Raw genomic sequence first — 24802 nt, 5'->3', positions numbered from 1 at the left:
CATTACTGGAGAGAACATGACTTTGCCCGTGAACGCGCTCTCGTCGGCGCTGCAACAGATGCAGTCGCTGGCGGCGCAGGCGGCCGGCGGCACCACCGCCGTAGCGGACCCGTCCGGCGCGGCTACGCCGACCGGTTTTGCCTCGGCGCTGAAAGCGTCGCTGGACAAGATCAGCGGCGACCAGACCAAGGCGGTCGGCGAATCGCAGGCGTTCGAACTCGGTTCGTCGAACGTGTCATTGAACGACGTGATGGTCGACATGCAGAAGGCCAACGTCGGCTTCCAGTTCGGCCTCCAGGTGCGCAACAAGCTGGTGTCCGCCTACAACGACATCATGCAGATGTCGGTATAAGCAGAAGACAGGGCGGCAAGGCGGTTCTGCCGCCCGGGTTCTGTCGCATGCATGCACACCGCATGGCTCTGGCCGGCCGCGCGATTGCGCCCCTTAAACCCCCTTGCACTGGCCTAAAGCTTTCCACTGCCTATCCGATAACCAGGTACAGGCAGAGATCAAGGTGCGGCAACGTATCCGGAGTGAAAGCCACGACCAACCGCAGTGCAATAAAGGAGGAGCGCCGATGTTTTCCCCAGGACACTCTGGAGCCAATGCGTACGCACGCGTAGGCGTCGAGACAGGGGTGATGGGCGCGAGTCCGCATCGTCTGATCGTGATGTTGTATCAGGGCGCCCGGCAGGCGATTGCGCAAGCGCGCATGCATCTGCAGCAGGGCAATGTGCCGGCTCGTGGAGAGGCGGTCGGCAAGGCGATTCAGATCGTCGAAAGCGGGCTGCAACAGTCGCTCAACCTCGAGGCAGGGGGCGAAATTGCGGAGCGGTTGAACGCGCTGTACAGCTACATGTCGCGCCGGCTGCTCGAAGCCAACATAAAACAAAGCGAGGCGATGCTGGTCGAGGTCGATGGCCTTTTGGCGACACTCGAAGAGGCATGGATCGGGATTGCCCCGGAAATCGCGCGGATGGCTGCCCAGCCAGCCGCGGAAAGCATGAGATGACATCGAACGCAGAATATTTCGCCCGTTATGAGGCGATTGCAGCGATCTCCTGCCGCATGTTGAGCGCTGCACGGTGTGCACTATGGAACGATCTGGTGCACTTGCAGGAAGAGTACCGCCATATGGTGGAAGCGTTGCGAGACGCGGAAACCGGTGTCATGCTCGACGAGGCCGAGCGGTTACGTAAATATGCGCTGATCCGCCAGATTCTGGCAGACGACGCTGCGATTCGCGATCTCGCGAATCCGCGTATGGCCAATCTGTCGGCGCTGTTTGTCGGCCGGCCGACGCGTGTGCTCAAGGAGTTGTACGGCGCGCGCTGAAAGATACGCTTGCGCGGCTGCGGTTCATGCGCCCGAACGTGGGGCGTCGAGCGGGCTGCCGTTAATGTGACGAAGGAATCGGGATGAACGGAATCGACACGGCCATCGCTTCGCTGCTCGCGAGCCGGGTCGACAGTCTGCTCAACATCGCGCCGGGCGGCCTCAGCACCTCGCAGACCGGCGCGGCTGGGGTCGATACCGCGCCGACTGCCGCACCCGCGGCCCCGCCGCCCGCCCCGCAACCTTCGGCGCAAACCGCGCTGTCCGCCGTCGCGCTCACGCTCAATGCGATCGTGCGCTCGGGCGGCGAGGCTACACCGGCCGTGCTCGGCCAGACGCCGATCTGGGCCGCCGCGCCCGCGCTCGATATCGAAGTGGCTGGTTTGCCGCTATTCGATACGCCGGCCACTGGCGACGCCTCTCCCTTTGTCGCTGCTGCGGGCTCGAATCCGAGTCTTGCGACCGCCACACCGGCGACCGCCGGCGTGGCGGCGGCTGCCGTGCCGGTCGCCGCGCTCGCGGCGGCGCTGGAGCAGACGGTCGGCGAAAGCGGGCTGTTTTACGAATCCCATCTCGCACAATGGCTGGCCGGCCAGCGCTCACCCGCGACGCTCGCCAGCGAACCTCAAAACAGGCTCGTCGCCGCGAGCGCGCAATTGCCGCTCGACTGGGCGAGCGATGCGGACGATGCATCCGCCACCAATGCATCGGCAAGGCCGGCCGCTGCGTCGACTGGACTGCCCAACGGCGCGTCAGAATCCGCCGCGGCCCGCAACGTGCCGTCGATCCCGAATGCCCAGGCGGCGCGCATCGTCGCGGGTGAAGTACTGGCCAACTCGCTGTCGGATCTGAACGGAAACCCCGCGCACGTCAGCGTGCACAACGCTGCGGCTCAACCGGCCGACAGCGGCGCTTCGCAGAATTCACAATCGATGGCCGCCGCGGTGCATCCCGCGACTGCTCCGCTCGTGCGTCAGCAACTGGATTTGCTTGCTACCGGCCAGTTCCGCTGGAGCGGCGAGGCGTGGCCAGGCGCGCGGCTCGACTGGACCATTGAACAGGACGGTGACGAATGGGATCGCAGCGGCGGTGGCGCGGCGAGTGAAGACGACCAGCCATGGCGCACCCGTCTTACGCTTTCGCTGCCCACGCTCGGCACCGTCGACGCGGAATTGACGCTTACCGGCATGCGGCTCGTGGCGCGCGTGCAGGCAAGTCCCGGTGGTGCGGCCCGCCTGGCCATGCAAGGTGAGAACTTCCGCCAACGGCTCGCGGCGGCCGGCGTCGAACTGAGCGGACTCACCATTCGCGAGATCGGCGGCGGCGTGCCGTCGACCGGCGCGGTGGCGGCCGGCGGGGCGGGTGCGGCGGCGTCCGCGCACGCTGCGTCGGCTTATGCGCGCTCGGCGTCGTCGGCGACGGTGTCGTCGAATTTTGCTAGCGCGGCGGGCGAGGCGGTCGCAGGCGGTGACAGGGCGGCGCGCACGGCTCGCGGGGACATCGCGCTCAGAGACGACTTCGACTGGGACATGTGATGAGCCGTACGAATCGACGCAGCGCAGCCGCGCTCGCCTACGACGCCACCGACCGAGACGCCGCCCCGCGCGTTGTCGCGAAAGGCTACGGCCTGCTGGCCGACATGATCGTGCAGCGTGCGCGCGAAGCCGGTCTGTATGTGCACGAGGCGCCGGAAATGGTGTCGCTGCTGATGCAGGTCGACCTCGATGCGCGCATCCCGCCGCAGCTTTATCAGGCAGTGGCGGAACTGCTTGCGTGGCTGCATCGGCTGGAAAGCGGGGTCGAGGCCGAGCCGCCGCATCACGGCGCGAGCGGTGGCGACTCCGACGTCACCGACGTCGTCGCGACGGAAATCGGCGGCGCGGCGGTGCGCTGAATCCGACTTCGCCGCACCGGGCAACGCTCAGAACTTCATCATCAGTTTCAACAGCGCATTCACGCGTTTGCCATACGGCGGCGAGATCCAGCCGCGCGCATTCAGCCGCGCCTGCGTGAGGACCGGCTTCATCTTCGAAAAAGTGACGAAGCCTTCGTAGCCGTGATAAGCGCCCATGCCGCTCGCGCCGACGCCGCCAAACGGCAGGCTTTCGCAAGCCAGGTGCATCAGTGTTTCGTTGATTGCCATGCCGCCCGCCATCGTTTCGTGCGTCACGCGGTCGATCGTCGCGGCGTCGTCCGCGTATAAGTAAAGCGCAAGCGGACGCGGACGCGCGTTGATGTACGCGATCGCTTCGTCGAGTGTGTCGTAAGGGACGATCGGCAGAAGCGGTCCGAAAATCTCCTCCTGCATCAGCGCGCATTCGTCCTTCGCATTCGTCACGACGACGAGCGGAAAACGGCGGCTCGCGCTGTCAGGCGTGCTGTCCGCGAGCACGTGCAGGTGGGCGCCGCTCGCCTGCGCTTCGTCTGCGAGACGTTGCAGACGCGAAAAGTGCCGCTCCGAAATGATCGACGTGTAATCCGTATTGTTCGCGAAGTCGGGATACATCTTCGCCATCCGCGCGCGCGCCCGTTGGATGAACGCCTGCTCCTTGCCGCGCGGCACCAGCACGTAATCGGGCGCGATGCAGGTTTGGCCCGCATTGAGCGTCTTGCCGGCGACGAGGTTGTCCACCGCGTTGTCAAAGCGCGCGTGCTGGCCGATCAGCGCCGGTGACTTGCCGCCCAGTTCCAGCGTGACCGGCGTCAGGTGTTCGGCGGCGGCGCGCATCACTTCATGGCCGACTCTCGTGGAACCGGTGAACAGCAGATGATCGAACGGCTGCGCGCTGAATGCCGCAGCAAGGGCCGCATCGCCGTTCACCACCGCGACGTGATCGCGCGCGAAGGTCTGCGCGATCAACTGCTCGAATAGCGCCGACGTGAGCGGCGTCAGTTCGGACATCTTGATGATCGCGCGATTGCCGGCAGTCAATGCGCTCACGAGCGGCCCCACGGCAAGCAGCACCGGATAATTCCACGGCACGATAATGCCGACGACGCCGAGCGGCTGCGGCACGACCTTGGCGCGCGCCGGCATCAGCCACTTATTGGTGCTGCGGCGCTGCGCTTTCATCCAGCGTTTGCCGTGGCGGAGCGCGGCGTCGATCTCTTCTTTCAGCAGCCAGAATTCGGCGAGCCACACTTCCTGTTTTGCGCGATTGCCGAAGTCGAGATGAATGGCGTTGGCGAGTGCGTCGCGATTGTCGAGCATGACCTTGCGCAGCGCGCGCAGATGCGCCGCGCGTGTTTCCCACGACGGAAACGGCGCACGCAGATACGCGTGGCGCTGATCGCGCAGCAGCGCTTCGAGCGCGACCACCTCCGGCAAGTCGTTCTTCATCGTGTCTTCTCCCTGATGGATGTTCGGTGCGCTGTGCTGCGCACTCGTAGTGTTGGTCATCCGTTTGCCCTTGGACTCTCAGAGATGCGCGCGAGGCGGTTGCATGAGCCGCCATCAGTCAGCGCTCACCCCGGAAAAGCGCGTTCGACGATAGCCGCATGATCGAACGCGGGCGGCAGTGTGCCGTACACACGTCCGCTTTCGCCGCTGCCATCGCCCAGACGCGTCTCGATGAACGCATCGGCGACGAAGCCGGGCGCGTGTTTGGCGAGCAGTGTGGCCTGCGCGATCAGCACAATCTGCTGCGCGATGCGACGCGCTGCAGCTTCGCGATGCGCGGCGGGTCCTGTGAGCGTGGCGACGAGTCTGCCAAGCGCGGCAACGAGCGCCGGATGCGCTTGCGCGTCCGCTTGCCACGTCGCGAAGAGCGCCTGCGCCGCTTCCGGTTCCCGCTCCATCGCGCGCAACACGTCCAGACACATGACGTTGCCCGAGCCTTCCCAGATCGAGTTGACCGGCGCCTCACGATAGAACCGCGCCATTGGGCCTGTTTCGACGTAGCCGTTGCCGCCCCACACCTCCATCGCCTCACCGGTAAATTCGAGCGCGCGCTTGCAGACCCAATACTTGGCGGCTGGCGTGACGATGCGCCGCCAGGCGCGCTCGGCGGGCGCGGACGCGCCGTCAGCGGACTCCTCGAAAGCGCGCGCGAGACGCATGAACAGCACCGTGGCTGCTTCGGACTCCAGCGCCAGATCGGCCAGCACGTTACGCATCAACGGTTGCTCGGCCAGATGCCGGCCAAATGCGATGCGATGCCGTGCGTGATGAATGGCTTGCACCAGCGCCGCGCGCATCAAGGCCGCGCTGCCGATCACACAATCGAGCCGTGTGTAATTCGCCATTTCGATAATGGTCGGTACGCCGCGCCCTTCGTCGCCGACCATGATGCCGAACGCGTCGAGAAACTCGACCTCGCCGCTCGCATTCGAGCGGTTGCCGAGCTTGTCTTTCAGACGCTGGATCTGGACGGCATTCTTGCTGCCGTCCGGCGCAAAGCGCGGCACGTAAAAGCAGGAGAGGCCTTCGTGATCGTCGGTGCGGGCGAGCACAAGATGAGCGTCGCATTGCGGCGCGGAGAAGAACCATTTGTGGCCGACGAGCCGGTATTGCGCGCCGCGTCCGCTGCCATGCGTGGCATAAGCGCGGGTCTGATTGCTGCGTACGTCGGAGCCACCCTGCTTTTCGGTCATGCCCATGCCGATCATCGCCGAACTTTTCTGCGCAAGCGGCAGGTCGCGCGGATCGTGCTCGCGCGCATAAAGCTTGTCGCGCAATGTATCGAACAGCGCGGGCTCACGCTGCAACACGGGAATGCTCGCGAAGGTCATCGTGAGCGGGCACAGTGAGCCCGATTCGAGTTGCGCATGCTGGAAATAGCCCGCACAGCGCGCAACCATCGCGCCGCGCCGTGGATTGGAGAACGGAAGCGCATGCAATCCTTCGCCACGCAGCAAGGCCAGAAGCGAATGCCAGGCGGGATGAAATTCGAGCGCGTCGATGCGCTCGCCGCGCGGGCTGTGCGTAAAGAGTTCGGGCGTATGACGGTTCGCCAGCTCGGCAAGTGCGAGCGTCTCGGGTGTGGTGAGCGCCGCGCCGTGACGCAGCAGCGCATCGCGATGCCAGGCCGCGCCTTCGCGTTCGACGGCGGCGGACAGCGCCGTGTCGGTGGAATACAGGTTGTAATCCACGAGAGGCGGTGCCTGATTGGTCACCTCGTGAGTCTCGCCGATGCGGTGCCGTTCCATCTGCTGTCTCCTGCGTGCTGTGTTCATTGCGCCGGCCGTCGGCCCGAATGCCTGCCCACGCGCGCTGACGTATATCAACGCGTCCCGGCGCGAATCGAAGCGCGCGTTTGATCGCGCAGTGCGATGCCGTGCGGCCGAAGGAAAGCACGAGGCGCGCGCTGCTTGAATGCGCGCGCGCGGGTTGCTCCCGGCCGTCCGCGCGTCTTTCATCATAGGGTCGCGCAGCCGCTTCCGTTTAGAGGAATCGCTCTGCCGCGATCGCGCCGGCGCTTCTGAACGCTCCCTACAATGCCGATGAAACACACGTCGACAAGTGTGCCGCAATTCATTTGCATGGGACCGGAGTAGCGTCCAGCGCTCACGCCGGCCCACACGAGACAGGGTTCGCGAGCAACGCGGCCCATCAGGAGAGGCGCATGCAATACGACTACATTATCGTCGGTGCGGGCTCGGGCGGTTGCACGCTCGCAGGCCGTCTTGCCGATCGCTGCCCTGACGCAACCATCGCGTTGATCGAAGCTGGACCGCATACTGACCGCAACCTGTTAGTCAATATGCCGACGGGTGTCGCGGTCGTCGTCCCCAACAAGCTCAAGACCAATTACGGTTATCTGACCACGCCGCAACGGGGCCTCGGCGGCCGCCGGGGTTATCAGCCGCGCGGGCGGGGAGTCGGCGGATCGAGCGCGATCAACGCGATGATCTACACGCGCGGTCATCCGCTGGATTACGACGAGTGGGCGCGAATGGGCTGCGAAGGGTGGGCATGGTCGGACGTGCTGCCGTACTTTCGGCGCGCGGAAGGCAACGAGCGCGGCGCGGATGCCTGGCATGGCGACGCCGGCCCGCTCACGGTGTCCGATCTGCGCTTCCAGAATCCGTTCTCGAAGCGTTTCGTGCAGGCCGCCGTCGAAGCAGGCTACAAGCCCAACAGCGATTTCAACGGCGCGGATCAGGAAGGCGTCGGCTTCTATCAGGTGACGCAACGCGACGGACGACGTTGCAGCGTGGCACGCGCGTACCTCTACGGCCGTCAGCGTCCCAATCTGCACATCATCACGGACGCGACCGTGTTGCGCGTCAAATTCAACGGCAAGCACGCGAGCGGCGTCGAAATCGTGCGCGGCGGCCGCACGGAGATGCTCGAAGCGCGCGCCGAGATCGTGCTCGCCGCGGGCGCGTTCAACACGCCGCAACTGTTGATGTGCTCCGGCATCGGCCCAGCGGCGCATCTGCAGTCGCACGGCATTGCCGTGCTGCATGACGCGCCCGACGTCGGTCAGAATCTGATCGACCACGTCGATTTCACGATCAACAAGCGCGTGTCGTCGATCGAGCCGACCGGTTTTTCGCTGCGCGGCATTGCACGGATGCTGCCTCAGTTCGTCACCTTCGCGCGTCATGGACGCGGCATGCTGTCGAGCAACGTCGCGGAGGCGGGCGGTTTCCTGAAAAGCCGGCCCACGCTCGATCGACCCGATCTGCAGTTGCACTTCTGCGCGGCGCTCGTCGACGATCACAACCGTCGCATGCACTGGGGCCACGGCTATTCGTTGCACGTGTGTGTGCTGCGCCCGCGCAGTCGCGGCACGGTGACGCTCGCCAGTCGCGACGCACGCGTCGCGCCGGTGATCGATCCACGCTTTTTCAGCGATTCGCGCGATCTCGATCTGCTGGTGGAAGGTGCGCGAATCGCACGGCGCATCCTCGACGCGCCGTCGCTCGCATTGCACGGCGGCAAGGAGTTGTACACGCACGCCGGCCAGTCGGAACAGGAACTGCGTCAGACGATCGCCGGCCATGCTGACACCATCTATCACCCGGTGGCGACCTGCCGGATGGGCGGCGACGCACGATCCGTCGTCGATCCACAACTACGCGTGCGTGGCGTAACCGGCTTGCGAATCGTCGATGCCTCCGTGATGCCGACGTTGATCGGCGGCAACACCAATTCGCCAACGGTCATGATCGGCGAGCGTGCTGCCGAGCTGATCGGACACGCGCGCAGCGACGGCCAACGGGTCGCACCCGCGCGGCCAGAGAAGACAGGCGCCGCGACGAGCCTCCTGTAGCGTTGTGCTTGCATCGGAGAATCGTGTCGATTGGTCGCCGAAATCCCTGCGAAAATCTGGCAACTTCGGCTATTCGTCAAAATTTGTGTTGCTGCGTTTGTGAGATTTCCTGAAACCTATAATCGCGCCGCTAGGAGGAGCGCGTCAGGTGACGTGCCAGGAATTCAAGGAAGCGAAGCGATGAGCATCAATTTAGTCCAGCTAACCCAGTCGGTCATGACAGACGGCGTAATGCGGCAACTGGCGGAGCGCCTCGGGCTGCCGTCCGACTCGGTGGGAAAAGTGCTGTCCGCCACGGGCCCGGCGATCGTGGCCGGCCTGATGCAAAAAGGGGCGACGCTGGAGGGCGCGCGGTCGCTCTTCACGGCGATCATGTCGCCTGAGGTCGATACCCACGTCGGAGAGCAGCTGACGCATCTGCTCGGCAGCACGAACGGGCTCAGCCAGCTGGAAGCAACCGGCCGGCGGCTGCTCGAGCAGGTGCTCGAACGCCGCACCGACGTGTTGAGCGACGAGGTCTCGTTGCAAACCGGCGTGCCGGCGCACGCGGCCTATGCGGTCACCGGCGTTGTCGGCGCAACCATGCTGGGCCTGCTCAAGAAGCATTTCCTCCAGCAAGGCGGCGGTGTCGGCCAGTTGCCCACGCTGCTCGGACACCAGTTGCCGGCCATTGCGCCGCACCTGAACGATCGCCTGCTGGGCACGCTCGGGCTGGGCGGTCTGGCTGCCTTCAGCGCCAATACTCTCGCGCAGCTCAAGGCGGTGTCCGCCCATATCGAACATCCGACACCGTCGGCCAAACCCGCCGCCGATGTGCCGCCTGCGTATCACGTACCGGCCGATGCGGTGGTTCGGCCGGAGCGTCGTTCGCACAAGTGGCTGCTGTGGTTGCTTGCACTCGCGGCGCTGGTGCTGGCGGCGTGGGCGCTTCTGTTCCTGCGCGGCTGTGAAGGCGGACAAAGCAACGATCCGGCGGACCTTCGCACGACTTCGGGCGCCGGTCAGGTACAGGCCGCATCTGAACCCGCGTTGGCCGCTTCGACCGTCGCCCCGGAACCCGCGGCCAGCGACACGGCATCGGCATCGGCATCGGCATCGGCAGCGAGCGGCGCGAGCGCGCCGTTGCCGGCCAGCAGCGCTTCGCAAGCGGCTGTCGTGGCGGACAAGGACAGCCAGTTCAGCTTCGTCGTCAACGCGGCGGGCATGCCTACGATAACCGCCACGGTCGGCAGCGAAGCGGAAAAGGCCCAGTTGCTCGACCAGCTCACGAACCGTCTCGGCGAATCCAACTACGTGGCGAACATCACGGTCGATCCGCACGCGAAACCGGCTGACTGGCTCTCGCATCTGAACGACCTGCTGCCGCTGATGAGCTTGCCCGGCGCTGAAATGAAGATAACCGGCACGCACGTCGAATTGAGCGGCAGCGCCGCGAATGGAAAGCTGGGCTGGCTCGACAAGTTGAAGTCGCTGTTCGGTGCGTCCTATCAGATCGGCTCGTTCGACGTCGAGCACGCGGTGGCCGAAGCAACGAACAACTTCCGCGGCGCGATCAAGAGTCTGCTGTCGCCGGATAGCACGTGCGTGGCCGCCGAGGTGGTCAAGGTGCTGAATCTGCAGGTCATCAATTTCGCGAGCGGAAGCAACAACCTGCCCGTGTCGGCGCTGGATGACCTAAAACAGTCAGGCAAAGTGTTGAGCGCGTGCGCTCGTAACGGCAAAACGGCGCGACTCGAAGTGGCGGGCTATTCCGATAACGTCGGCGGCGCGCAGGCGAATCTGCAACTATCGAAGCGACGTGCTCAGGCCGTGCGTGACTATCTGGTCCAAACGGGCGTGCCGGCGAGTTCGCTGACCGCGCAGGGTTATGGCGACACGCATCCGATCGCCAGCAACGATACCGCAAGCGGCCGTTTTGCCAATCGGCGGATCGAGTTTCTGACCCAGCAGTAAATCGGGTTGCGGCGATCCGGCCGCAGTCGATCGAACGCGCAAAGCCGGATGCTGTAGCAGGCATCTGAGTCGTTTCGTCAGGGTGGCCCGGATGGGCCATCGCGATAACGGCGCGCGGCGATCCGGTTCAAGCTTTAGCGCAACGACCAGGACGCACGGTTCCAACCGCGCGGCCTGTTTTCATTTGGAAGAGTGCGTTTGAACCGGCGCGGTCATTCCGTTCAGACCCATTCCCGGGCTTACCATGAAATCGTCACCGGCCTGGCCGGGCAGCGTCTCGCGCGCGACTTCGAGCCATGCGCGCGCCGCGTGCGACAGATAACCATTGCGACGCCAGCCAATCGCCATCTCCCACGGAATTTCGGGCTCCGCCACTGGACGGCAGGTGAACTGCGCAGGGTCGAGCCGCCGGCAGTAGGGCGCGGGCAGCAGCGCGATGCCGACGCCCGCCAGCACGAGCGCCGCCATGAAATCCCAGTGTCCGCTGCGACCGACGATGGTCGGCGCGAAACCGGCAGTGCGGCACGCGTTCAGCACGACGTCGTTGAGCGCCAGACTTTCCCCGTAGAACACGAACGGCTCGTTCGCGAGTTGCGCAAGCGGCACTTCACGCAGCGCGTCCCAGGCGGAGCCCGTGCGCGCAACGAGCCAGAGAAGCTGGCGCGCCATGGGCAGAACGTCGATGTTCTCGGGATCGACCGGTTGCAGCACGCCGCCCAGTTCCAGTTCACCGTTGATCAGCGCCGTTTCGATGGCCCGGGAGCCTTGTTCGAACAGCTTCAGCTCGATCTTCGGATAGCGCTGCCGGAAAGCGGCAATGGCCGGCGTGAAAAGCGAGCCGCCCATCGGCGGAATGCCGATAGTGAGCTCACCGCGGCCGAGTTTGTCGAGGTCGTTCAGTTCGGCCTGGAGTTGCGCATGGGCTGCAAGCACGTCCTGGCCTCGCTGATAGACGATCCGGCCGGCGTCGGTGAGCACCATTTGCCGGCCGTCGCGCAACAGAAGCGGCGAGCCGATTTCGTCCTCCAGCGACTTGACCATTTTGCTGATGGTCGGCTGCGTGACGAACATCTGCTCGGCCGCAACAGTAAAGCTCTGTTGACGGACCACCTCGACGAAATAACGCAACGCGCGTAGTTCCATGATCCGGTCTCGTGAATTCCAGATTGGAATGACCGGATGAATTGTAAGTCATAACGTTTATGTTGCGGTCGATATTACTTCAGTGAACCTCGGCCGCGCCTCGTTACGTTGCGCACGCGGCTTGCGAACGCCGCGCTCGCTGGAGCGGCGGGAGACGGCATGGGCACCGACGCAGTTCGCAAACTCGGCAGCTAGGGGGCGTCGTCGCCAGTCTCATCATGATGGTTGCCGGCGTACTCACGGTGCTGCTCACACTCACGCTGGAACGGTTGCCGATCATCTGAGGTTCGCGGTGACAGACGCGATCGTATTTTCAAGATGGGCGTCGCCTGCAGACCGATAAGATGGACGATCCGTCCTCTCCCGTTTGCGCCCGTTTCGTCATGTCGACTTTTTCGATCATCATTCCCTGCTTCAACGGCGCGGCGACGCTCGCCCGTGCGTTGCAAAGCTGTCTGATCCAGCCCGAAGCCGCGCAGATCCTCGTGGTGGATGACGGCTCGGCCGACGCGTCCGCCAGCGTCGTCGCTCATTACGGGCAGCGCGACCCGCGCGTGGGCTTGCTGCGCATGCCCTACAACGGCGGCGCGGCGCGGGCGCGCAACTGGGGCGCGCTGCATGCATCACAAGCACGCGTTGCCTTCCTCGACGCCGACGACGAATACCTGCCCGGCGCGCTTGCCGCCGCGAATGATTTTTTCGCGCACCATCCGCGCGAAGTGTCCGTGAGGCTCGATGTCGATTACGCCGGTTTTCCTGCCGAGATTACCGCTCACGCGGATTTCGCCCTGCATGCCGCCACGCTCAGCAACACGGTGCCGAGCAGCCTGATCATCTGCCGCGCGGCTTATGCGGCGCTCGGCGGCTTTCCGATGGACGACGCGTTTCGCCGCATCGGCGGAGAAGACGGCGCGTTTTCGTGGGCACTGCGCGACATTTTCGGCAACCGTCGTCTGGACGACGCGAAGCGTGTGCGCATGCACTACCACGCCGGCATTCACGCCGAACGCTACTTTCGTATCGCGCTGGGCATGCAGATTCCCGACCCGGCCGATCTCGCCGACGCTTTTCGCGTGTCACGGCAGTTCGTCGAGACCGCGCGCGCCGGCATAGCGCAGTTGAATAGGGCGACTGGCGCGCAGACGGTGGCCCAGACGGTGGCATTAGCGCCGAGCGCATCGGGCACCGCAGCTTAACCCGCAGCCTTTTGCGCAAGCACGCGCATCGCTGGCAAGCACGGCACCCGCAGCCAAACTCGATCCACGCCCCCAACTCATGTCGATTTGCTACAATCGTCGCTCGTCTTCGAGGAGCGTTGCGACGGGTACCGCGAACCACCTTGTTCGCCGGCCGCCCGCCAGGCTCGAAGACTTCAATCGGAGGCTTTGAATGCGCGCTGCGCGTTCTTATCCACTGCATCGAACCGCGCTCACGTCAAATTTCTAGTCAATTTCTTAGAAAGGAGGGCGTGATGAACGCCGCAGTGATCGATTCCCAAGAGTCCAAAGATTACATTGTTGCCGATATGTCGCTCGCCGACTGGGGCCGCAAGGAACTCAACATCGCCGAGACGGAAATGCCCGGCCTCGTGCAAACGCGCGAAGAATACAAGGCGCAGCAGCCGCTGAAGGGCGCGCGCATCGCAGGTTCGCTGCACATGACCATCCAGACCGGCGTGCTGATCGAGACGCTGACGGCACTCGGCGCCGACGTCCGCTGGGCATCGTGCAACATTTTCTCGACGCAGGACCACGCTGCTGCAGCGATCGCTCAGGCCGGCACCCCGGTGTTCGCGTACAAGGGCGAGACGCTCGACGAATACTGGGAGTTTTCGCACCGCATTTTCGAATGGCCGAACGGCGAATTCGCCAACATGATCCTCGACGACGGCGGCGACGCCACGTTGCTGCTGATCCTCGGCTCGAAAGCCGAAAAAGACCGCTCGGTGATCTCGAAGCCGACCAACGAAGAAGAAGTCGCACTGTACAAGTCGATCGCGTCGCACCTCGACGCTGATCCGACGTGGTACTCCACGCGCCTGAAGCACATCAAGGGCGTGACCGAAGAGACCACGACGGGCGTGCACCGTCTGTATCAGATGGAAAAGGAGGGGCGCCTGCCGTTCCCGGCCATCAACGTCAATGACTCGGTCACCAAGTCGAAGTTCGACAACCTGTACGGCTGCCGCGAGTCGCTGGTCGACGGGATCAAGCGCGCCACCGACGTGATGATCGCGGGCAAGATCGCCGTGGTTGCAGGGTACGGCGACGTGGGCAAGGGTTGCGCGCAATCGCTGCGCGGCCTGGGCGCAACCGTCTGGGTCACCGAAATCGATCCGATCTGCGCGTTGCAGGCGGCAATGGAAGGCTACCGCGTCGTGACGATGGAATATGCGGCGGACAAGGCCGACATCTTCGTGACGGCTACCGGCAACTACCACGTGATCGGCCACGACCACATGAAGGCGATGCGCCACAACGCGATTGTCTGCAACATCGGTCACTTCGACTCGGAAATCGACGTTGCGTCGACCCGTCAATACCAGTGGGACAACATCAAGCCGCAAGTCGACCACATCATTTTCCCGGACGGCAAGCGCGTGATCCTGCTGGCTGAAGGGCGCCTCGTGAACCTGGGCTGCGCGACGGGCCACCCGTCGTTCGTGATGTCCAACTCCTTTACGAACCAGACGCTCGCGCAGATCGAACTGTTCACGCAAGGCAACAAGTACGAAAACAAGGTGTACGTGCTGCCGAAGCATCTGGACGAAAAGGTTGCGCGTCTGCACCTCGCGCGTATCGGCGCGGACCTCACCGTGTTGTCGGACGAGCAGGCGGGTTACATCGGCGTGGACAAGAACGGTCCGTTCAAGCCGAACCACTACCGCTATTAAGCACGCCGCGGGCGGTTCAAAAGCATGACAGTTTGACGACGAAGCGGCGCATCATGCGCCGCTTCGTTCGCCATGCCCGCCTTTCCCATCCAACGGACAACCCGCCAACGGAGCTCTACATGACCGTGCTGCTGACCTGGCTGATCAACGCACTCGCACTCCTGATCATCACCTACCTCGTACCGTCGATCCATATCCGCAGTTTCGGCACCGCATTGATCGTCGCGGTGGTGCTCGGATTGATCAACACGATTCTGCGACCGGTGCTGATCCTGCTGACGCTGCCCGTCACGATTCTCACGCTCGGCCTCTTCATTCTGGTGGTCAATGCGCTGTGCTTCTGGCTGTGTGCGTCGCTGTTGAAGGGATTCGAAGTGTCGGGGTTCTGGTCCGCGTTCTTCGGCTCGATCCTGTACAGCATCGTTTCGTGGTTGTTGTCCGCGCTCATTTTCGGCAACCGCAGTCTCGGCTGACGCACGGTTGACCACAGGATCATGAACCCGATCGAACTTTCATTCGAATTCTTCCCTCCGAAAACGCCAGACGGCGTCGACAAGCTGCGCGTCACGCGTGCTCAGCTTGCGACGCTCAAGCCAAAATTCGTCTCCGTCACGTTCGGCGCCGGCGGCTCGACGCAGCAAGGCACGCTCGACACCGTCGTCGACATGGCGAAGGACGGGCTCGAAGCGGCGCCCCACCTGTCGTGCATCGGCTCGTCGAAGGAAAGCCTGCGTGCGATTCTCAACGAATACCGCGCACACGGCATTCGCCACATCGTCGCGTTGCGCGGCGATTTGCCCTCTGGCATGGGCGAAGTCGGCGAATTGCGTTATGCGTCGGAACTGGTGAGCTTCATTCGTGCTGAGTTTGGCGACTGGTTCTGGATCGAGGTGGCCGGTTATCCGGAGTACCACCCGCAGTCGCGCTCGCCGCGTGTCGATCTGGAAAACTTCGCGCGCAAGGTGAAGGCCGGCGCCAATTCCGCGATCACGCAGTATTTCTTTAACGCCGACGCCTACTTCCGTTTTGTCGACGACGCAAGGAAACTTGGCGTCGACGTGCCGATCGTGCCCGGCATCATGCCGATCACGAACTTCTCGCAACTGATGCGTTTTTCGGAGATGTGCGGCGCCGAAGTGCCGCGCTGGATTGCTCGCCGGCTCGAAAGCTTTGGCGACGATCGCGAGTCGATCCGCGCATTTGGGCTGGATGTGGTGACCGACCTGTGCTCTCGTCTTCTCGACGGAAAAGTGCCGGGGCTGCATTTCTACACGCTAAATAGCGCGGCGGCCACCAAATCGATCTGCGAGCGGCTCAACGTCTAGCGCGTCGATCAGGCATGCACGAACCGCGCGGCTCCTTGGGCCGCGCGTTTTTTTACGCGGCGCGGAATTGCAGCAAAATCGTTGCACGCAATAAGCCTGCCCAGACTTTGAATTCTTGCAACTCGTAAGTCCGCATTGAACCCAAATTTTGAGCTGTCTATCATCGGACCGCAGCTGACGTGGCTGCTGTGCGGAGAACATGATGACGGTATCCAAGTTGCTGTTTGCGGTTCGCCATACCTGCCTTCCAGCTATCAGCGCCTGCACGTTGCTGACCGCTGGCCTGTTGCCCGGCGCGGCGGCGGCGGCGAGCCTGCCTGACAAAACCATCGTGTTCTGTTCCGAGGGCAGTCCGGCGGGTTTCGATACGGCGCAATACACGACCAGCGTCGAATTCACCGCGGGGTCCTACACCGTATATAACCGGCTGGTCGAATTTGCCTAGGGCAGCACGGACATCGAACCGGGTCTCGCGGAGAAGTGGGATGTGTCGCCCGACGGGCTGACCTACACATTCCACCTGCGCCACGGCGTAAAATTCCAGACCACGTCGTTTTTCAAGCCGACGCGGGAGTTCAACGCCGACGACGTGCTCTTCACCTTCCAGCGCATGCTCGATCCGGATCAGCCGTTCCGAAAGGCGTACGCCGTTCCATTTCCGTATTTCAGCGATCTCGGGCTGGCCAAAAACGTGTCGAAGATCGAAAAGGTCGACCCGTACACCGTGCGTTTCACGCTTAAAGAAGTGGACGCGCCGTTCCTGCAGCAGATCGCCATGCCGTTCGCGTCGGTGCTGTCGGCGGAATACGGCGATCAGTTACTGAAAGCGGGTAAAGCGTCGGACATCAACCAGTATCCGGTCGGCACCGGCCCGTTCATCTTCCGCAGTTACACGAAGGATGATTCGATCCGTTTCGACGGTAATCCGGATTATTGGAAGCCAGGCGTGGTGAAGGTGAGCAAGCTGATTTTCGCGATCACCGTCGACCCGGCTGTCCGGCTGCAAAAGCTCAAACGCGGGGAATGCCAGGTGATGGCATATCCGCGCCCCGCGGACATTCCGGCGGTGAAAGCGGATGCGTCGCTCGCCATGCCGAGCGAGGTGGGCTTCAACCTTGGCTACATCGCGTACAACACCACCAAAAAGCCGCTCGACAATGTGCTCGTGCGCCGCGCGCTGGACATGTCGATCAACAAGAAAGCGATTATCGAGTCGGTGTATCAGGGCGCGGGTCAGCCGGCGACCAATCCGATGCCGCCGACGCAATGGGGCTATGACAAGAACCTGAAGGACGCGCCTTACGACATCGACAAGGCCAAGGCACTGCTGAAGCAGGCCGGTTATCCCGACGGCTTCGACTTGACGCTCTGGGCGATGCCAGTCCAGCGGCCGTACAACCCGAACGCGCGCCTGATGGCGGAAATGCTGCAATCCGACTGGGCGAAGATCGGCGTGAAAGTGAAAATCGGTACGTACGAGTGGGGTGAATACATTCGCCGCGCGCATGCCGGCGAGCATGAGGCCATGCTGATCGGCTGGACCGGCGACTACGGCGACCCGGACAACTGGCTGGGCGTACTGCTCGGCTGCGACGCGGTGAACGGCAGCAATTTCTCCAAGTGGTGCTACAAGCCTTACGACGACCTGATCCGCAAAGGCCGCGGCACGACGGATATGGCAGAGCGCACCAAGGCCTACACTGAAGCGCAGGAAATTTTCAAGGATCAGGTGCCGTTCACGCCGATCGCCCACTCCACGGTGTATCAACCCATCAGCAAAAACGTGACGGGCTTCAAGATCGACCCGTTCGGGCCGACGCAATTCATGAATGTCGGCGTGAAATAGACGCGCGCGGCCCGGATTTTGCCGGGGCCTTCGTTAAGAGCCGCATGCTCCGGCCAGCGCCGGCATGCGGCTTTTTCAACGCCCGAATAGTTTCCAATCGTCAACAGGGGTTTTTTCCTCTGCTTGTTGGTGCAAGCCATGCTCAAGTAAGATCGCGCTACGCCGGCGGGAGCCGGCCACGAACCTGGAGGAAACATGAAGCAAAACAATCTGTTGCGCGCCGCGCGTGTTACGACGCTCGTCGCCGCTGCAGCGGCATCCATGCTGGGCGCAAGCGTTGCGCGCGCTGAGATTCCGAATAAAACCCTGGTGTACTGCTCAGAAGGCAGCCCCGCGGGTTTCGATCCGGCCCAATACACCACGGGCACCGATTTCACGGCTAATACCTTCACTGTTTACAACCGCCTCGTCGAGTTCGAGCGCGGCGGCACCAAGGTCGAGCCGGGCCTCGCCGAAAAATGGGAAGTCTCTTCGGACGGCAAGACTTATACGTTCCATCTGCGTCATGGCGTGAAGTTTCAGACCACGTCGTTCTTCAAGCCGACGCGCGAATTCAATGCGGATGACGTCGTGTTCACGTTCCAGCGCATGCTGGATCCGAACTCGGCCTTCCACAAGGCTTATCCGGTGCAGTTCCCGTACTTCACCGACATGGGCCTCGACAAGCTGATCACCGGCATCGAAAAGGTCGATCCGTACACGGTCAAGTTCACGCTGAAGGAAGTCAACGCGCCGTTCATCCAGAATCTGGCGATGGAATATGCGTCGATCCTGTCGAGCGAATATGGCGACCAGTTGATGAAAGCGGGCAAGGCCGCCGACATCAACCAGTTCCCGGTCGGTACCGGTCCGTTCATCTTCCGCAGCTATACGAAAGACGCGACGATCCGCTTCGACGGCAATCCGGATTACTGGAAGCCGAATGCAGTGAAGATTTCGAAGCTGATCTTTTCGATCACGCCGGACGCCGGCGTGCGCGTGCAGAAGATCAAGCGCGACGAATGCCAGGTGATGAGCTATCCGCGTCCGGCCGACATCGCGCCGCTGAAGTCGGAAGCGAACATCGACATGCCGTCGCAGCCGGGCTTCAACCTGGGCTACCTCGCCTACAACGTGTCGCACAAGCCGGTCGACAAGCTCGAGGTGCGTCAGGCGCTCGACATGGCGATCAACAAGAAGGCGATCATCGACTCGGTGTATCAGGGCGCAGGCCAGCCCGCAACGAACCCGATGCCGCCGACCCAGTGGTCGTATGACAAGAATCTGAAGGGCGCGTCCTACGACCCGGAAAAGGCAAAGGCATTGCTGGCGAAGGCCGGCTTCCCGAACGGCTTCGACATCACGCTGTGGGCGATGCCGGTGCAGCGCGCGTACAACCCGAATGCGCGTCTGATGGCCGAAATGATCCAGGCCGACTGGGCCAAGATCGGCGTGAAAGCGAAAATCGTCACGTATGAATGGGGCGAATACATCAAGCGCGCGCACGCAGGTGAAGACGACACGATGCTGATCGGCTGGACGGGCGACAATGGCGATCCGGACAACTGGCTCGGCACGCTGCTCGGCTGCGAAGCGGTGAATGGCAACAACTTCTCGAAGTGGTGCTACAAGCCGTTCGACGATCTGATCCAGAAGGGTCGCGTCACGTCGGATCAGGCGGCGCGCGTCACGGCTTACACGCAGGCGCAGCAGATCTTCGCGCAGCAACTGCCGTTCTCGCCGATCGCTCACTCAACCGTGTACCAGCCTGTCAGCAAGAAGGTGGTCGACATGCGCATCGAGCCGCTCGGTTATGCGCGTTTCGACGGCGTCAGCGTGAAGTAACGATCGGGCAGTCAAACTTACGCAGTAGCTTTTCGCACGGTTAGAAAACTGGTCGAAATGGTCCGGCGACCGGGGTCACAAGCCCTCGTCGCCGGTTGCGTTTTTTCTACACCAAGACCATAGGGACAAAAACCATGTTCCGCTTTGTTTTGCGCCGCATCGGCATGGTAATACCGACTTTCATCGGCATTACGATCCTCGCGTTCGCGCTGATTCACCTGATACCGGGCGACCCCATCGAAGTGATGATGGGCGAGCGCGGCGTCGATCCCGCCATGCATGCAGCCGCGATGCACCGGCTCGGGCTCGACGAGTCTCTGCCCATGCAATACGTTCACTACATCGGCCGCGCGCTGCATGGTGATCTGGGCACGTCCATCATCACCAACACCAGCGTGATGGGCGAGTTCCTCGCCCGGTTTCCCGCCACCGTCGAACTGTCGATCTGCGCGATGCTGTTCGCGTTGATCGTCGGCCTGCCGGCGGGCGTGTTCGCGGCGTTGCGGCGCGGCACGGTGGTCGATCACGGCGTGATGGGCACGGCGCTCACCGGTTATTCGATGCCGATCTTCTGGTGGGGGTTGATCCTCATCATGGTGTTCTCGGTCAAGCTCGGCTGGACCCCCGTGTCGGGCCGCATTGCGGTGGAATACGACATCCCGCACGTGACGGGCTTCATGCTGATCGACGCGCTGATGCCGGGCACCGACGAAGGCGCGTTCAAATCCGCGCTGAGCCATCTGATTCTGCCGGCCATCGTGCTCGGTACGATTCCGCTGGCCGTGATCGCGCGGATGACGCGTTCGTCGATGCTCGAAGTGCTGCGCGAGGATTACATCCGCACTGCGCGCGCCAAGGGTTTGTCGCCGGCGCGCGTGATCGTCGTGCATGCGTTGCGCAATGCGCTGATTCCGGTCGTGACCGTGATCGGTCTGCAGGTCGGCACGCTTCTGGCTGGCGCCGTGCTCACCGAGACGCTGTTTTCGTGGCCGGGCATCGGCAAGTGGCTGATCGACGCGATCGGCCGCCGCGACTATCCGGTGGTGCAGGGCGGTATTCTGATGATCGCCACGCTGGTAATCGTGGTGAACCTCGTCGTCGATCTGCTGTACGGCGTGCTGAATCCGCGCATCCGTCATACGAGGTAATCACGACCATGGCAGACATACAAAACACAGTCCCCCAGTCGGTCACTCCTCCAAGTGGCCGCGCAATTGCCGCCCGTGAATTCTGGGCGAATTTTTCACGCAACCGTGGCGCGGTCGGCGCCGGCATCGTCGTGCTGGCGCTGATTATCGTGGCGATTTTCGCGCCGCTGATCGCGCCGCATAGTCCAATCGAACAGTACCGCGACTTTGTGAAGATTCCGCCAGCATGGCTCGACGGCGGCAACTGGAAGTTCGTTCTCGGCACCGACGAAGCGGGCCGCGACATCCTCTCGCGTCTGATGTACGGCGCACGGCTGTCGTTCTGGATCGGCTTCGTGTCGGTGGTGCTCGCGCTGATTCCGGGCATCGTGCTCGGGCTGATCGCCGCGTTCTTCGAGAAATGGGCCGACACGCCGATCATGCGCATCATGGACGTACTGCTCGCGCTGCCGTCGCTGCTGCTCGCGGTCGCGGTGGTCGCGATCATCGGTCCGGGCCTCGTCAACACGATGCTGGCCATAGCGATCGTTGCACTGCCGGGCTATGTGCGTTTGACGCGCGCGTCGGCACAAGGCGAATTGCAGAAAGAGTATGTGACGGCTTCGCGTGTGGCCGGCGCGGGCACCCTGCGGTTGATGTTCTCGCAAGTGCTGCCGAACTGCACCGCGCCGCTGATCGTGCAGGCGACGCTCGGCTTTTCGTCGGCCATTCTCGACGCCGCCGCGCTCGGTTTTCTCGGGCTGGGCGTGCAACCGCCGTCGGCGGAGTGGGGTGCAATGCTCGCCTCGGCACGCGACTATATCGATAGCGCCTGGTGGATCGTTACCATGCCGGGCCTGTCCATCCTGATCTCGGTGCTCGCGATCAACCTGCTCGGCGACGGCCTGCGTGACGCGCTCGATCCCAAACTGAAACGGATGGCGTGATATGACCAGCTTACTCACCATCCGCAATCTGGCGGTCAATTTCAACGGCCTGCCCGCAGTCGATCGGATCGATCTCGACATCGCGCCGGGCGAAGTGGTCGGCGTGGTCGGCGAATCCGGCTCCGGCAAAAGCGTGACGATGATGGCGTTAATGGGCCTGATCGACGCGCCCGGCAAAGTGACGGCCGACGAAATCAGTTTCAACGGCACGAACCTGCTGAAAGCCTCGGCGAAGGAACGCCGCAAGATTATCGGCAAAGACATCGCCATGGTGTTTCAGGACGCGCTGACGAGTCTGAACCCGAGCTACACGGTCGGTTATCAGATCAAGGAAGTGCTCAGACTGCACGAAGGCCTGCGCGGTAGCGCATTGGACCGGCGGGCTCTGGAACTGCTCGATCAGGTTGGCATTCCCGATGCGAAGAACCGTATTGGCTCGTTTCCGCATCAGATGTCGGGCGGTATGAACCAGCGTGTGATGATCGCCATGGCGATTGCCTGCAACCCGAAGCTGCTGATCGCCGACGAACCGACCACCGCGCTCGACGTGACGATCCAGGCGCAGATCATGGAATTGCTCATGAAGCTGCAGAAAGAACGCGGCATGGCGCTCGTGCTGATTTCGCACGATCTGGCGGTGGTGTCCGAAGTCGCGCAGCGCGTCGCGGTCATGTACGCTGGAGAAGTGATCGAAACGAACAAGGTGCCGGATATTTTCGCGGCGCCACATCATCCGTACACGGAAGCATTGCTGGCGGCGATTCCCGAACACAACGTCGGCGCCGTGCGGCTCGCTGCATTGCCGGGCATGGTGCCGGGCCGCGACGATCGTCCGAAAGGGTGTCTGTTCGCGCCGCGCTGCAAGTATGTGGTCGACGACTGCACGAAAGCACGGCCGGCGCTCGCGCCGCTCCAGGGCCATAGCGAAGCCGCGCGCGTGCGCTGTATCAAACCCCTGAACCTGAGCGGCGACGCCAACGTTCACACTCATGGAGGCGCACGATGAACGCAGTACCCGAACCGCGGCGCCAGTCGGACCATGCGGGCGATCACGTGCTGGTCGCCGAGAAGCTGGCGCGCTATTACCAGGTCAAACGCGGCATGTTCGCGACCGGCACGGTGAAGGCGCTCAACGGCGTTTCGTTCGCGCTCGAACGCGGCAAGACACTCGCGGTGGTCGGCGAATCGGGGTGTGGAAAATCCACGCTCGCGCGCCAGCTCACCATGATCGAGTCGCCGAGCGCGGGCCGTCTGCTGATCGACGGTGAAGACGTGGCCAGCGCGGATCACGCAAAAATTGCGGCGCTGCGGCGGCGCGTGCAGATGGTGTTCCAGAATCCGTTTGCGTCGCTCAATCCGCGCAAAACCGTCGAGCAGACGCTCGGCGAGCCGCTTGCCATCAACACGCACATGAGCGCCACCGAGCGCGCCGAGCGGATTGCGCAGATGATGCGCACCGTCGGCCTGCGTCCGGAACATGCGAAGCGTTATCCGCATATGTTTTCGGGCGGCCAGCGTCAGCGTGTGGCGATTGCTCGCGCGATGATTCTCGATCCGCAGATCGTGGTGGCGGACGAGCCGGTGTCGGCGCTCGATGTGTCGATCCAGGCGCAGATCCTGAATCTGTTCATGGATCTTCAGCAGCAGTTCAGGACCAGCTATGTGTTCATCTCGCACAACCTCTCGGTGGTGGAGCATATCGCCGACGACGTGATGGTGATGTACTTCGGCGGCGTGGCCGAGCTGGGCGACAAGAAGCGGATTTTCTCGAATCCGCGGCATCCGTACACGCGCGCGCTGATGTCGGCCACGCCGTCCATCTTCGAAGCGGATCGCACGATCAAGATCAAGCTGCAAGGCGAAATGCCGTCGCCGCTGAATCCGCCGTCGGGCTGCACGTTTCATCAGCGATGCCCGTATGTGATCGACCGATGTCGCAGTGAAGAACCGAAGTTACGTGAAGTGGATGGCCGTCAGGTATCGTGTCACCGTGCAGAGGAGGTGGGGGAAGTGAATGCCTGATGGTTTGGCGGCGCGTCGTGTTACGCGCCGCTTGCGTGATCGCGGCGGCTGTCGCGCCGCTGTCGCGCGGCGCTGGAGAGCGCGCGCACTTGCCGGTGCCGCGCTGTTCAGCGTGTGTTGCATCTTTCCCCCGGCAGCGCCGGTCGGCATGGCGCATGCCGCCGGTGCCGCGGCCAACGCGCCGGCGCAGGCCGGGCGCCCCGCGTTGCCGGGCGTCAATCCGCCGCCTTCCGCGCCGGGCACCACCGCGAGCGGGCCGGTGCGCTTGCAGCCGGCGCACATGCCGTTCTATGTCGCAACGCGCGGCACGACGACGATCTACGTGCTCGGTACGCTGCACGTTGGCGATCCGGCCGACTATCCCGTCGGGCAGCCATTCCGGCCGCCGATCCTCGGCGCACTGTCCGCCTCGCCGACACTGGCGCTCGAACTTTCTCCTGACGAACTGCTGGTCTCACAGGACGACGTATCGAAGTACGGCGTTTGCCGTCGCGACTGCCTGCCGGGTTTGTTGCCGGACGCGTTATGGCGCAGGCTCGCGTTCCGTCTGCGCGCCAATCCCGCGGCGCTGGAGGAAATCAAGAAGATGCGCCCGTGGCTGGCATCGCTGCTGGTCGAAACCTACGACTCGTTGAGCGCTGGCTTGCAGACCGAATACGGCACCGAGGCGCAGCTACAGAACGTCTATCTGCGCACGCGCGGCAAGATTGTCGGCCTCGAAACCTTGTCGCAACAAATGCGCGCCTTCACCGGACTCACGCTCGCGCAGCAACGCGAAATGCTGGCGCAGGACCTCGTGCAGACGCCGGCGGAAAACGTCGAGGACGTGCGCACGCTGCATCGCCTGTGGCGCGTGGGCGACGCCGACGCGATCGCAGCCTGGGAGGCCGCGCAATCCGAGCGACTGGCACGCGACCCGAGCCTGTCCGCTTCGATCGACAGGAAGATCGTGTATGACCGCAACCGGCGTTTCGTGTCGCGCATGCTGCTGATTGCCGGGCCGAACAAACCGGTGTTCGTGGCGATCGGCGCGCTGCATCTGGGCGGGCGAAGGGGCGTGCTGCAGCTATTGCGGCAGCATGGGTTTGTCGTGGAAGCGGGCTGAAAGTCGCCCCGCGCGTTGCTGCCCGAAGGGCTGCGCCTAATATGCTCGCGCGACAGCGACA

20 protein-coding genes, 1 pseudogene and 1 riboswitch are annotated in these 24802 nt (G+C 63.2%); of the genes and pseudogenes, 18 read left to right on the top strand and 3 right to left on the bottom strand.

Annotated elements, in window-relative coordinates; translation table 11 throughout:
• Positions 1–16: 16 nt before the first annotated feature.
• The 5 genes from fliE (at position 17) to AAGS40_RS14465 (ending at position 3230) form a co-directional block, all read left to right on the top strand.
• Positions 17–352, top strand: coding sequence for a flagellar hook-basal body complex protein FliE (gene fliE / locus AAGS40_RS14485; RefSeq protein ID WP_345812155.1), 336 nt, complete (start codon positions 17–19; stop codon positions 350–352).
• Positions 353–578: 226 nt separating this feature from the next.
• Positions 579–1013 (top strand): flagellar export chaperone FliS, encoded by a 435-nt coding sequence (gene fliS / locus AAGS40_RS14480; protein ID WP_012434684.1) that lies wholly within the window; start codon positions 579–581, stop codon positions 1011–1013.
• Positions 1010–1336, top strand: a complete 327-nt coding sequence (locus AAGS40_RS14475) for a flagellar protein FliT (RefSeq protein WP_345812152.1) — start codon at positions 1010–1012, stop codon at positions 1334–1336. Before fliS ends, AAGS40_RS14475 begins: the two co-directional genes overlap by 4 nt.
• Before the next feature lie 83 nt (positions 1337–1419).
• Positions 1420–2871, top strand: coding sequence for a flagellar hook-length control protein FliK (locus tag AAGS40_RS14470; RefSeq protein ID WP_345812151.1), 1452 nt, complete (start codon positions 1420–1422; stop codon positions 2869–2871).
• Positions 2871–3230 (top strand): EscU/YscU/HrcU family type III secretion system export apparatus switch protein, encoded by a 360-nt coding sequence (locus AAGS40_RS14465; RefSeq protein WP_345812149.1) that lies wholly within the window; start codon positions 2871–2873, stop codon positions 3228–3230. Before AAGS40_RS14470 ends, AAGS40_RS14465 begins: the two co-directional genes overlap by 1 nt.
• Before the next feature lie 27 nt (positions 3231–3257).
• Here AAGS40_RS14465 and AAGS40_RS14460 read toward each other — a convergent pair whose 3' ends face one another.
• Together AAGS40_RS14460 and AAGS40_RS14455 are read right to left on the bottom strand one after the other, a co-directional pair.
• On the bottom strand, positions 3258–4676 hold the full coding sequence (locus tag AAGS40_RS14460) for a coniferyl aldehyde dehydrogenase (protein ID WP_345814427.1): 1419 nt from the start codon (positions 4674–4676) through the stop codon (positions 3258–3260).
• Between the two features lie 125 nt (positions 4677–4801).
• Positions 4802–6484, bottom strand: coding sequence for an isovaleryl-CoA dehydrogenase (locus AAGS40_RS14455; protein ID WP_345812147.1), 1683 nt, complete (start codon positions 6482–6484; stop codon positions 4802–4804).
• Between the two features lie 416 nt (positions 6485–6900).
• Here AAGS40_RS14455 and AAGS40_RS14450 point away from each other — a divergent pair, with 416 nt between their 5' ends.
• Both AAGS40_RS14450 and AAGS40_RS14445 read left to right on the top strand, forming a co-directional pair.
• Positions 6901–8556 carry a GMC family oxidoreductase N-terminal domain-containing protein gene (locus AAGS40_RS14450; protein WP_345812146.1) on the top strand — a complete coding sequence of 552 codons (1656 nt, stop codon included), beginning with the start codon at positions 6901–6903 and terminating at the stop codon, positions 8554–8556.
• A 180-nt stretch (positions 8557–8736) separates the two neighbouring features.
• Positions 8737–10509: an OmpA family protein gene (locus AAGS40_RS14445; RefSeq protein ID WP_345812145.1), complete on the top strand. Its 1773-nt coding sequence runs from the start codon at positions 8737–8739 to the stop codon at positions 10507–10509.
• Positions 10510–10689: 180 nt separating this feature from the next.
• Here the strand turns inward: AAGS40_RS14445 and AAGS40_RS14440 are convergent, their stop codons facing one another.
• Positions 10690–11652, bottom strand: a complete 963-nt coding sequence (locus AAGS40_RS14440; RefSeq protein ID WP_345812144.1) for a LysR substrate-binding domain-containing protein — start codon at positions 11650–11652, stop codon at positions 10690–10692.
• Between the two features lie 383 nt (positions 11653–12035).
• Here AAGS40_RS14440 and AAGS40_RS14435 point away from each other — a divergent pair, with 383 nt between their 5' ends.
• The 11 genes and pseudogenes from AAGS40_RS14435 to AAGS40_RS14385 all read left to right on the top strand — a co-directional run bounded on the left by AAGS40_RS14435 (position 12036) and on the right by AAGS40_RS14385 (position 24741).
• The gene (locus AAGS40_RS14435; RefSeq protein WP_345814425.1) at positions 12036–12848 is read left to right on the top strand and encodes a glycosyltransferase family A protein; all 813 of its coding nucleotides are present in this window, start codon (positions 12036–12038) and stop codon (positions 12846–12848) included.
• Between the two features lie 105 nt (positions 12849–12953).
• A riboswitch (S-adenosyl-L-homocysteine riboswitch) is annotated at positions 12954–13090 on the top strand.
• Between the two features lie 33 nt (positions 13091–13123).
• On the top strand, positions 13124–14545 hold the full coding sequence (ahcY, locus tag AAGS40_RS14430; RefSeq protein WP_345812143.1) for an adenosylhomocysteinase: 1422 nt from the start codon (positions 13124–13126) through the stop codon (positions 14543–14545).
• A 119-nt stretch (positions 14546–14664) separates the two neighbouring features.
• Positions 14665–15018 carry a phage holin family protein gene (locus AAGS40_RS14425; RefSeq protein WP_013340808.1) on the top strand — a complete coding sequence of 118 codons (354 nt, stop codon included), beginning with the start codon at positions 14665–14667 and terminating at the stop codon, positions 15016–15018.
• 21 nt (positions 15019–15039) lie between these two features.
• Positions 15040–15870, top strand: coding sequence for a methylenetetrahydrofolate reductase [NAD(P)H] (metF, locus tag AAGS40_RS14420; RefSeq protein WP_345812141.1), 831 nt, complete (start codon positions 15040–15042; stop codon positions 15868–15870).
• A gap of 202 nt (positions 15871–16072) precedes the next feature.
• Positions 16073–17716, top strand: a pseudogene (locus AAGS40_RS14415) (ABC transporter substrate-binding protein).
• 195 nt (positions 17717–17911) lie between these two features.
• Complete coding sequence (locus AAGS40_RS14410) at positions 17912–19540, top strand: ABC transporter substrate-binding protein (protein WP_345812139.1); 1629 nt, start codon at positions 17912–17914, stop codon at positions 19538–19540.
• Positions 19541–19674: 134 nt separating this feature from the next.
• A complete protein-coding gene (locus AAGS40_RS14405; protein ID WP_345812138.1) occupies positions 19675–20688 on the top strand; it encodes an ABC transporter permease subunit in 1014 nt (337 codons plus the stop codon).
• Positions 20689–20696: 8 nt separating this feature from the next.
• Positions 20697–21614: an ABC transporter permease subunit gene (locus tag AAGS40_RS14400; protein ID WP_345812137.1), complete on the top strand. Its 918-nt coding sequence runs from the start codon at positions 20697–20699 to the stop codon at positions 21612–21614.
• A gap of 1 nt (position 21615) precedes the next feature.
• Complete coding sequence (locus AAGS40_RS14395) at positions 21616–22620, top strand: ABC transporter ATP-binding protein (protein WP_345812136.1); 1005 nt, start codon at positions 21616–21618, stop codon at positions 22618–22620.
• On the top strand, positions 22617–23636 hold the full coding sequence (locus tag AAGS40_RS14390) for a peptide ABC transporter ATP-binding protein (protein ID WP_345812135.1): 1020 nt from the start codon (positions 22617–22619) through the stop codon (positions 23634–23636). Before AAGS40_RS14395 ends, AAGS40_RS14390 begins: the two co-directional genes overlap by 4 nt.
• On the top strand, positions 23629–24741 hold the full coding sequence (locus AAGS40_RS14385; protein WP_345812134.1) for a TraB/GumN family protein: 1113 nt from the start codon (positions 23629–23631) through the stop codon (positions 24739–24741). The genes AAGS40_RS14390 and AAGS40_RS14385 overlap by 8 nt, the downstream gene beginning before the upstream one ends.
• The last annotated feature ends 61 nt before the right edge of the window (positions 24742–24802 follow it).

The organism is Paraburkholderia sp. PREW-6R (assembly GCF_039621805.1).
GTDB lineage: Bacteria > Pseudomonadota > Gammaproteobacteria > Burkholderiales > Burkholderiaceae > Paraburkholderia.
Note: the sequence above shows the minus strand (reverse complement) of the source record. Positions and strands in the feature narration are given on the sequence as shown.